1 protein-coding gene and 2 pseudogenes are annotated in these 1,737 nt (G+C 38.9%); 1 reads left to right on the top strand and 2 read right to left on the bottom strand.

The genetic code is table 11. The annotated features are described in order from the left end of the window. Positions 1–295 precede the first annotated feature (295 nt). A complete protein-coding gene (locus tag HMPREF0373_RS15165; RefSeq protein ID WP_021740685.1) occupies positions 296–1,135 on the bottom strand; it encodes a DUF2721 domain-containing protein in 840 nt (279 codons plus the stop codon). Positions 1,136–1,239: 104 nt separating this feature from the next. Here HMPREF0373_RS15165 and HMPREF0373_RS15160 point away from each other — a divergent pair. Further along, positions 1,240–1,506, top strand: a pseudogene (locus HMPREF0373_RS15160) (hypothetical protein); the annotation flags it as partial. 31 nt (positions 1,507–1,537) lie between these two features. Here HMPREF0373_RS15160 and HMPREF0373_RS17440 read toward each other — a convergent pair. After that, positions 1,538–1,609: pseudogene (locus HMPREF0373_RS17440) on the bottom strand (metal-sensing transcriptional repressor); the annotation flags it as partial. Between the last annotated feature and the right edge of the window lie 128 nt (positions 1,610–1,737).

Here is a 1,737-nt window from a genome sequence, read left to right as displayed (position 1 = left end):
ATCATCGCAAATATCTTACATATGTAATAATTCCCCATAAAAATTTTTTTATCCTTCAAAATACTCATCCAATACTGTTGCATCTTTTTTAACAACATAACCACTTCCACCGATTCCTTTCTTCTAATTTTTTTGTTCCTTAAATCTTACACTTGTAATATTTAAAAACCAAGTCTATTTTCAGGAATTGTATACTCCAGATTCACCATCTTTATGTGCGATATATCCTATTTTATTACCATCCTCTATATCTTCTCCATTTTTGTTACCCTGTCATTTTAAAGAACATCCTTACTTACACTGTTACATATTTTTCCGCTTCTTCTTTGCACTTCAACGTATTTCCATGCCCAATTACATATTCCATACATTCTTTTCCCTGCTCTTCTTTTCCGATTCGGTAGTAACATACTCCCAGCAGGAATCTGCGTGTAACCTCATAATAAGGCAGCTTTTCCGTATCATTTTCCAGTAATCTTACTGCTGCCTCATCTTCACCTTTCAGCATCAAATTTTTTGCCATAAACAGTGGATTCTTTTGAAATACTTTCCCTGCTTTTTCTAATGTAGCCGAATAACCTGCCGCATCTTTCTCCTGATATTTCTTCGACAGTTCGAGATTCGTCATGACCTGCTGCCAGGAACGTCCCTCTCTTTTTCCTTCCCATTCATTCTTTATATACTCTTCTGCCTTCTGCAACTGCCCATTTATGATCAGTGCAACTACATATTTAGACTCAGCTATCAGCATGACACTTTTTTGAAATCCATGATAATCCAAGCTCTTTCCGTACTTTACCAACTCTTCCAGCATTTCTGAATATTTTTCTGCATCACATTGCTGTGACAGAATCCGGTCAATTTTTGAAAAGTCTCTGAGAATGTCCCTGATTAAAATGAATATACCTGCAATCAGATCAACCACCACGCAAATCCACAGAAGCCAGGGATCTGTCGTGACCCAGCCCGGCTGCTTCACATCGAAAAAGAGTACTGTCTCCTGATGCGGGAACGGATTTCCTTTGAAAATACTCACCACACAGATCAATGCTGCATAAATCAACAGCACATTCCGTATCATCCTGATGCGTCCATTTTTCTGCTTTTCATAAATCTTTTTTATCTGCTCTTCCATTTTCTCTACCTCGCTGTCACACTATTTTTGTACCTACAACATAATTATACATAATTTCTGCTGTTATTGAAATCTTCTCTGGCTGTCTCCTGCTTTCCGGGAGTATAAGCTGCCAGCAGAGTTTTATGGCACTCGGACAGGCAAAAATCAGTTTGCTTCTTGCATGCCTGCGAAAACTGATCCTGCTGATCCCTCTGATCTTTATCCTGCCGCTCTTTTTATCTGATAAGGTATTTGCAGTTTTCCTTGCAGAACCAGTCAGTGATATCCTGGCGGCTGCCATTACAACCATAACCTTCTTAAGCCGCTTTAATGGAATATTGAACCAGAAAGACCTCGCCTGCTGCAAAATTTTCACCAATACAGACTGATGCAATTAATGCCAGTGATACCAGTACATCTGATTGCCTGAACCTGTCCGATTATTTTCTTCAGTCTTCGGTGCAGATTATCTGCATCCATACATTGTCTCATCTTCCCATCTCCTTATCACCAGAAATATTAATATTGTAGCGAATCTCTGTTCGGTTGTACAATATCTACTGCTGCCTGTTCTTCTTTCTCCGCTGTTTTGCAAAAATCTTCTACTTTTTCACGATTGA

Origin of the sequence: Eubacterium ramulus ATCC 29099, from assembly GCF_000469345.1 — a bacterium.
Lineage (GTDB): Bacteria > Bacillota > Clostridia > Lachnospirales > Lachnospiraceae > Eubacterium_I > Eubacterium_I ramulus.
This window is presented reverse-complemented; position numbering and strand designations above follow the sequence as displayed.

What these genes read in the sequence shown, in the direction of transcription:
- HMPREF0373_RS15165 (WP_021740685.1), bottom strand. Translation starts at nt 1,135, where the DNA reads ATGGAAGAGCAGATAAAAAAGATTTATGAAAAGCAGAAAAATGGACGC.